The following is a 7351-nucleotide window of genomic DNA, read 5'->3' on the forward strand; positions in this document are numbered from 1 at the left end:
GGCGGTCGCGCGTCTGCCCGGGCCGTTGCAAGCCGTACCGGCCACCAAGGTGCGCGACCTTGCGGAAATTCGCAGCAGCCGTGTGCTGCGGGTGTTGGTCAACCAGAGCCGCAACAGTTCCGGCGAAGTTCAGGGGCAGGCGATCGGGGTCGAATACCATCGCCTGAGAGCTTTCGAGCAATACCTCAACGGCCACGCCCGTGACGGTCAGGAAATCACCCTCAAGATCATTCCCAAGGCCAAGGATCAACTGCTCGGTGCATTGCAGCGCGGGGAGGGTGATCTGGTGGCGCCAGGCGAGTTGCTTGATCTGCAAGCGGGTTTCGCCGTCAGCACCAGTGAGCCGATTGCCAGCAACATCCCATTGGTCCTGGTGGGCATCAAAGGCGAACGCCGTTACACCCGGCTTGAACAGCTTTCCGGCAAGACCCTGGCGTTACCCGCCGGCAGCGCCGCCGGGGATGCCGTCAGCCAGATCAATCAAAAACTCGCCCTGCACAAACTGCCACCGGTCAAAGTCGAATGGGTCGATCCAAGCCTTGCCGTCGAGGACGTACTGGAGATGGTGCAGGGCGGGATCTTCCACCTGACCATCGTCGAGCAGCCGATCGCCGAACGCTGGGGCAAGATCCTGCCCAACCTGCGTTTCGACAGGCAGGTACTCATCAGTGATCCGGGAGAAGAGTTCTGGTTCGTGCGCCGCGATGCGTCGATGTTGCGGGCCAGCATTGATCGTTTCCTCACCGTCTACAAAAAACCATCGGATCAGGACGCCGCATTCCTGCGGATCTATCGTCGTCTCTACCAAGTGCACTATCCATTGGCCAAGGCGGACCGGCAGCGTCTGGAAAAACTTCGCCCGGTGCTGCAGAAACACGCCGATGCCCAGGGCATGGACTGGCTGGACCTGGCGGCGCTGGCCTTCAAGGAGTCAGCCCTGCAACCTGCCGCCCGCAGTGGCGGAGGCCCGACCGGTCTGATGCAGATCACGCCTTCTGCGGCGCAGCGGGTGGGGGTCGACAATATTCAGGACGTAGACGGCAATGTGCAGGCCGGGGCCAAGTACCTGGCGATGATCCGGCGCAAGTTTTTTGCCAGCCCGAAACTCAACGAGCGCGAACGCATGGCCTTCGTTCTGGCAGCCTACAACATCGGGCCGGAGCGGGTTCAGGGCATGCGCGCCGAAGCCCGGCGGCGAGGATTGAATCCCAACCAGTGGTTCTTCCAGGTCGAACGCGTTGCCATGGAGCAAGTGGGTATGGGCCCCGTTAGCTATGTTAATAGCGTGAACAAGTATTTCTTGGCGTTCGACCGGGAGCGGGAGTCGTTGGAGCCCCAGGGACAAAAAGTTGTCTTGCGAAAATGATCAATTAATTCGATTTTTATGTTGAGATTTTTGCGCTTTTAACATGGGATTTACTGATTAATATAGCGGCCAACCAACACACACTTACAAGGAATGAAACAGCATGAGCACTCTGATCAACAAGGTACTGTCTACCCGCGCTGGCTACGGCCTGACGGTTCTGCGCATCGTTGTCGGTATTGTCTTCGCCGCTCACGGCTCGCAGAAACTCTTCGGGGCATTCGGTGGTTATGGTCTGGCGGGAACCGCGCAGTACATGGAAAGCCTGGGACTGACTCCAGGTTACCTGATGGCCACGCTGGCGGGCGGCATCGAGTTCTTTGCAGGCATGGCCCTGATCATCGGCCTGCTGGTTCGCCCGGCCGCACTGGGTCTGATCTTTCTGTCGCTGGTCGCGATTTTCTCGGTGCACGTCAGCAACGGACTGTTCATGGCCAACAACGGTTATGAATTCGCCCTGGCCTTGCTCGGTGGCAGTATCGCGGTATTGATCGAAGGTGCAGGCAAACTCTCGGCGGACCGTGCCATCGCCGGCTGACCGCTCTGGCTCAACGAAAAGGCCCGCATCGTGCGGGCCTTTTTTGTTGAGCGTCATTCTTGACACTGTCCAGTCAGCTTCTCTAGGATGTTGCTCATGCGCCGATTTAAACAGCTACTTGCGGGGCGCCAGGTGACTCATTCAGTTGCCGACAGAAGCCAGAACAGGCTTCGAAATACCGCTAAAGCGCTGGTTCGGTGTTGCCTCTCACCTGCCATGCAGACTTTTGAGGCAGAGACACGACACAATGAATGCACTAAACCCCGTTGTACGTCCCGCGCCGATCACGGCACATCTGACCCAGCGCAATCCAAAAATCCTGCTTGGCGGCAAACATCAGCCGACGCTCTTGCGTTATCTCGATGGCTGGCCACGTCGTACCGGCGGTCCCGCTGCCTTCCTGATCCAGTTTGTCGAAGACGGTGAGTCGCTTGCTCGTTTTGCCGACGACAGTTTCGATCTGGCGGTGATTCAATCTCCCAGCCTCGAAGACGCTCCTGAAGTGATCAGGCAACTCACTCGCGTTGCCCGGCAAGGGCTGATTACCCGGCGCTGAGGCCCGGAACGCTGCGGTTCACGGGTACTCGATTGCCACGATGTACACACACTGTTCACCGGTCGGTGTCTGGACTCGAACTTCGGCGTCCAGAGCCTTGCCGATCAGGGCGCGAGCCAAGGGCGAGTCGATGCTGATCAGGCTCTGTTTGAGGTCCAGTTCATCCGGCCCGACGATACGGTAGCGCGACTCTTTGCCGTCTTCGTCCTCAATCGTGACCCAGGCGCCGAAATAGACCTTGTTCGGATCGCTGGGTTTTTCGCTGACAACCTTGAGCGCTTCCAGGCGTTTGGTGAGAAAACGCACGCGGCTGTCGATCTCTCGCAGCATCTTTTTGCCGTAGGTGTATTCGGCGTTCTCCGAGCGATCGCCCTGGGCCGCGGCTTCGCTGACAGCCTGGGTAACCTGGGGGCGACGTACATGCCACAGCTCATGGAACTCGGCGCGCATCCGCGCTTCACCCTCGGGGGTGATCAGCGCGGTGCCGGCGGTGCGGGGAGGGCGGTAACGGCTCATGACAGCTTCTTGTGGTGAGGATGGCAGGAGTCTATCAACCCTCGCGCAGGACTGTCAGCGGGCTGGCGTTCAATGCCCGACGGGTGCCGAACACCCCGGCACCACCAATGAGCACGGCGCCAACCAGTGGCAGCAGCAACAGCCATGGATGCGGGTGCCACGGCAGGTCAAAGGCATAGCGGTAGAGTACCCAACTCACGACTTCCGAACCCAGCGCCGCCAGCAAACCACTGACCGCACCGAGCAAGCCGAACTCGATGCGCCGCGCCTTGACCAGCAATTGTCGTTCAGCCCCCAGTGCTCGCAGTAATGCGCCCTGGCGAATACGTTCGTCCAGCGTCGCCTGCAGGCCGGAAAACAGCACCGCCATCCCCGCCGCCAATACGAACAACAACACATACTCCACCGCCAGGGTCACCTGGGCGAGGATGCTGCGCAGTTGCTCCAGCAAGGCTTCGACCTGCAGGATCGTCACCGCCGGGAAGGCACGGGACAGGTCCACGATCTGTTGGTCATGACCCGGTGCCAGATAGAAACTGGTCAGGTAAGTCGCCGGCAGATCCTTCAGGGTGCCGGGCTGGAAGATCATGAAGAAGTTCGGCTGGAAGTTGTCCCAGTTGATCTCGCGCAGGCTGGTGACTTTCGCCTCACGATTGACCCCGCCAACACTGAAAATCAGATGATCGCCGAGCTTGATTTTCAGGCTTTCAGCGACCTTGCCCTCTACCGACACGCCGGGAACATCATCCGGCGTTTGTTCATTCCACCAATTGCCGGCCGTGAGCTTGTTGCCCGGCGGCAAGTCCGCGGCCCAGGTCAGACTCAGGTCGCGCTGGATCGCCCGGTCGCCGGCCGATTCTTTGGTGACGATTTGCTGCACCGGCTCGCCGTTGATGCTGATCAAGCGCCCCGGCACCACCGGGTACAGCGGCGCCGATTGTGCTGATACGGCGATCAGGTGATCGGTGAAGGCCTGTTTGTCTGCCGGCAGGATGTTCAGCGCAAAGTAGTTCGGTGCGTTTTTGGGTAACTGGTTCTGCCAGGTGTCCAGGAGCTCGCCACGTAGCAAGGCGATCAGTGCCATCGACAGCAGAATCAGGCCGAACGCCAGGGACTGGCCCGCGGCAGCCAGCGGATGACGCAGCAATTGGCCGAGTCCGAGGCGCCAGGGCAAGGACGCACGAGCAAGCAAGCGCCGCAGACTCTTCAACAGCAGCAGCAACAAACCGCCCAACACCAGCGCTGCAATCACGCCGCCGCCGAGCAGGGCAAAGGTCAGTAACAGGTCCAGGCTCAGGCGCCACATGATCAGGCCGAGGGCGCCCAGCGCTGCGCCGTAGACCATCCAGGTGCTGGAGGGAATCGGCAGCATATCCCGACGCAGTACGCGCAATGGCGGGACCCGGCCCAGGGCCGCCAGCGGCGGCAAGGCGAAACCGGCCAGCGCCACCAGTCCGGTGCCGATCCCGGCAATGGCCGGAAACAGCCCGCCCGGGGGCACGTCGGTCGGCAGCAAGTCATGCAGCAGGGCAAACAACCCGAGCTGTGCGAACCAGCCGAGGAGGGCGCCGATGATGCTGGCCAGCAGCCCGAGCACGGTCAGTTGCAGGCTGAACAAGACCATGGTTTCCCGGCGTGACAGCCCGAGGCAGCGCAGCAACGCGCTGGCATCGAAGCGGCGGGTGGCGAAGCGGGTTGCCGACAGCGCCACTGCCACGCCGGACAGCAACACCGCCACCAGGCTGGCCATGTTCAGGTAGCGTTCGGCCTTGCCCAGGGCGCCTCCGATCTGCCGGTTGCCATCGCGGGCGTCCTGCAGGCGCTGGTTGGCGGCCAGTCCCGGTTTGATCAGTTGCCGATACGTCTCGAGTGCCTGGGCATTGCCTCGCCATAATTCGCGATAGCTGACCCGGCTACCGGGTTGCACCACGCCGGTTGCCGCAAGGTCGCCGAGATTGATCAGCACTCGCGGCGTCAGGCTGTAGAAGTTGCCGGCGCGGTCGGGTTCATAGGTCAACACTCGCGCCAGCTTCAGGGTTTTCATGCCGACATCGATGCTGTCGCCGATCTTCAGGTCCAGGGCGGTCAGCAGGCGTGCCTCGACCCAGGCTTCACCGGGTTGCGGTCCGCCACCGACGGTTTGCGTGGCGAACGGGGCGGGCGCGCTTTTCAGTTCGCCGCGCAGCGGGTAAGTGTCATCGGCCGCCTTGATACTGGACAACTGGATGGCGTTGTCGGTGGCGATGACGCTGGAAAACTCCACCACCTGCGCATGTTCCAGTCCCAGTTCGACGCCGCTTCTTATCTGTTCGGCGCGTGCCGGCGAACTGCCTTCGAGGAGCAGGTCGGCACCGAGAAACTCGGTAGCGCGCAGCATCATGGCGCCGTTCAGGCGCGCGCCGAAATAACCAATCGCAGTACTCGCGGCTACGGCCACCAGCAAGGCGAAAAACAACACGCGCAGCTCACCGGCGCGGGCGTCGCGCAGCAATTGGCGGATGGCGAGAGTGAACAGGCGTAACAGCGGCAGGCGTGCCATCAAGGCTCCAGAGGGGCGACCAGCAGGCCGGCTTCAAGACGAATCAGGCGCCGACAGCGATGGGCCAGGCGTTCATCATGAGTCACCAGCACCAGAGTCGTGCCGCGCTCCTTGTTGAGTTCGAACAGCAAGTCGCTGATGCGCTCGCCGGTGTGGCTGTCGAGGTTGCCGGTAGGTTCGTCGGCGAACAGCACAGCGGGTTCGGCGGCAAACGCGCGGGCAATCGCCACGCGTTGCTGCTCGCCCCCGGAGAGCTGGCGCGGCGAGTGAGTCAGGCGTTGGCCCAGCCCTACGCGTTGCAGCAATTGGGTGGCGCGTTCGCGGGCGTCTTTGCGGCCATCGAGCTCCAGTGGCAGCATGACGTTTTCCAGAGCGTTGAGGCTGTCGAGCAACTGGAATGACTGGAACACAAAACCCACGTGCTCGGCACGGATGCGCGCACGCTGGTCCTCATCGAGGTTGCTCAGGCCTTGCCCGGCGAGTGTGACTTCACCACTGCTCGGTAAATCGAGGCCGGCAAGCAGGCCCAGCAGGGTGGACTTGCCGGAGCCCGAAGCACCGACGATGGCCAGGCTATCGCCCTTGTTCAGTTCCAGGCTGAGTTCGTGCAGGATGGTCAGTTCACCTTCCGCGCTGGGGACCACTTTGCTAAGGTCCTTCGCGATGAGAATGCTTGCGCCCATGGAGAGTCCGATGCGTGTCTGGTTTTTGAGTGCTGGCCTGGCCTTGATGTGCATGGCCCAAAACGCAGCGGCGGGTACAGTCCTGATCGTTGGCGATAGTATCAGCGCCGGTTTCGGGCTGGATACCCGGCTGGGGTGGGTGTCGCTGCTTGAGCAACGGCTCAGGCGCGAAGGTTTCGACGACAAAGTGATCAATGCGTCCATCAGTGGCGACACCAGTGCCGGAGGCCAGGCGCGCCTGCCCGCGCTGCTCGTAGAGCATAAACCGGATCTGGTGATCCTCGAGTTGGGCGGCAATGACGGTCTGCGTGGAATGCTGCCAATTCAATTGCAACAAAATCTTGCATCAATGATCGACAGTTCCCGGGCCAGCGGTGCCAAGGTGTTGCTGCTCGGCATGCAATTGCCACCCAATTACGGTGAGCGTTACACAAAAGCGTTTGCCGAGGTCTACAGCAACCTGGCCGATGAGAAAAAAATCCCGCTGGTGCCGTTTTTCCTCGACGGCGTGGGCGGCCATCCGGACTTGATGCAGGCCGACGGTATACACCCGGCGGCCGGGGCCCAGGACAAGTTGCTGGAAAATGTCTGGCCTACTCTAAAACCGCTGTTATGACACTTTTCTAGAGGCAGGCTTTCGGCTAAGGTGGCGCCCCCGATTTGGAGCCCCCGATGCCGCGTCCCGCCTGGTCACTATTTGCCTACCAACTGATCGAGCCTGACGAACAGCTGGATCTGTTCGCCTGCCAGGAAGTGCGGGTACACCTGGTGACCCGTCAATTGGAGTTGGGCGGCTCGGCGGATCGCACCTTGTGCGGCAGCCTGTTGCCGGCACAGCCACGCTGGTCGAGTGTTGATCGCCGGGTGTTTCAGGATCAGCGGCTGTGTTCGCTGTGCAGGGCCATTCTTGAGTCGCAGAAGCGGGGGACTTCGCCGATCTGGCCGGAGTTGCGGTTCGAGCTTTGATCCGTCATTGCGTGCTGGTTTTTTGCTGACTGTGTACATATCCGTTGTTTAGGTAACGGCGGCTTAGGGTTTCGCCCTTACGGCGACTCACTTTTTTAACAAACGCCTTAAAAAAAGTAAGCAAAAAAAGCGCTCGCCCCGAACGTCCGGCCCCTCGCTTAGGCTCGGGGTTCCTTCGCTCCGGCAT

Annotated in this window: 9 protein-coding genes; 5 read left to right on the forward strand and 4 right to left on the reverse strand. The window is 61.2% G+C overall.

Annotated elements, in window-relative coordinates:
• The 3 genes from PMI29_RS07770 to PMI29_RS31390 all read left to right on the forward strand — a co-directional run.
• Nucleotides 1-1366, forward strand: a 1366-nt coding sequence (locus PMI29_RS07770; protein ID WP_008001425.1) for a transglycosylase SLT domain-containing protein, incomplete at its 5' end; no start/stop codon positions are given.
• A 103-nt stretch (nt 1367-1469) separates the two neighbouring features.
• Complete coding sequence (locus PMI29_RS07765) at nt 1470-1904, forward strand: DoxX family protein (RefSeq protein WP_008001426.1); 435 nt, start codon at nt 1470-1472, stop codon at nt 1902-1904.
• A gap of 247 nt (nt 1905-2151) precedes the next feature.
• Complete coding sequence (locus tag PMI29_RS31390; protein ID WP_008001428.1) at nt 2152-2460, forward strand: hypothetical protein; 309 nt, start codon at nt 2152-2154, stop codon at nt 2458-2460.
• An 18-nt stretch (nt 2461-2478) separates the two neighbouring features.
• Here the strand turns inward: PMI29_RS31390 and greB are convergent, their stop codons facing one another.
• Genes greB through PMI29_RS07750 form a run of 3 tightly spaced genes read right to left on the reverse strand, consistent with a single transcriptional unit; the run spans nt 2479 to nt 6198 of the window.
• Nucleotides 2479-2976: a transcription elongation factor GreB gene (greB, locus tag PMI29_RS07760; protein ID WP_008001430.1), complete on the reverse strand. Its 498-nt coding sequence runs from the start codon at nt 2974-2976 to the stop codon at nt 2479-2481.
• A gap of 34 nt (nt 2977-3010) precedes the next feature.
• Entirely contained in the window at nt 3011-5515 is a 2505-nt protein-coding gene (locus PMI29_RS07755) for an ABC transporter permease (protein ID WP_008001433.1), read from the reverse strand.
• A complete protein-coding gene (locus PMI29_RS07750) occupies nt 5515-6198 on the reverse strand; it encodes an ABC transporter ATP-binding protein (protein ID WP_008001434.1) in 684 nt (227 codons plus the stop codon). The genes PMI29_RS07755 and PMI29_RS07750 overlap by 1 nt, the downstream gene beginning before the upstream one ends.
• 10 nt (nt 6199-6208) lie before the next feature.
• On the opposite strand from PMI29_RS07750, the gene PMI29_RS07745 reads away from it, so the two are divergent.
• Entirely contained in the window at nt 6209-6814 is a 606-nt protein-coding gene (locus PMI29_RS07745; protein WP_008001436.1) for an arylesterase, read from the forward strand.
• A gap of 56 nt (nt 6815-6870) precedes the next feature.
• Nucleotides 6871-7164 (forward strand): hypothetical protein, encoded by a 294-nt coding sequence (locus PMI29_RS07740; protein ID WP_003226812.1) that lies wholly within the window; start codon nt 6871-6873, stop codon nt 7162-7164.
• Nucleotides 7165-7168: 4 nt separating this feature from the next.
• Here the strand turns inward: PMI29_RS07740 and PMI29_RS32715 are convergent.
• Nucleotides 7169-7351 (reverse strand): hypothetical protein (locus PMI29_RS32715; protein WP_238541673.1); only part of this gene is annotated, 183 nt, incomplete at its 5' end.

It is taken from the genome of Pseudomonas sp. GM49, assembly GCF_000282355.1.
Classification (GTDB): domain Bacteria; phylum Pseudomonadota; class Gammaproteobacteria; order Pseudomonadales; family Pseudomonadaceae; genus Aquipseudomonas.

Coding starts and splice junctions, on each gene's coding strand:
- greB (WP_008001430.1), bottom strand. CDS start 2,976: ATGAGCCGTTACCGCCCTCCCCGCACCGCCGGCACCGCGCTGATCACC.
- PMI29_RS07755 (WP_008001433.1), bottom strand. CDS start 5,515: ATGGCACGCCTGCCGCTGTTACGCCTGTTCACTCTCGCCATCCGCCAA.
- PMI29_RS07745 (WP_008001436.1), top strand. CDS start 6,209: ATGCGTGTCTGGTTTTTGAGTGCTGGCCTGGCCTTGATGTGCATGGCC.
- PMI29_RS07740 (WP_003226812.1), top strand. CDS start 6,871: ATGCCGCGTCCCGCCTGGTCACTATTTGCCTACCAACTGATCGAGCCT.
- PMI29_RS31390 (WP_008001428.1), top strand. CDS start 2,152: ATGAATGCACTAAACCCCGTTGTACGTCCCGCGCCGATCACGGCACAT.
- PMI29_RS07765 (WP_008001426.1), top strand. CDS start 1,470: ATGAGCACTCTGATCAACAAGGTACTGTCTACCCGCGCTGGCTACGGC.
- PMI29_RS07750 (WP_008001434.1), bottom strand. CDS start 6,198: ATGGGCGCAAGCATTCTCATCGCGAAGGACCTTAGCAAAGTGGTCCCC.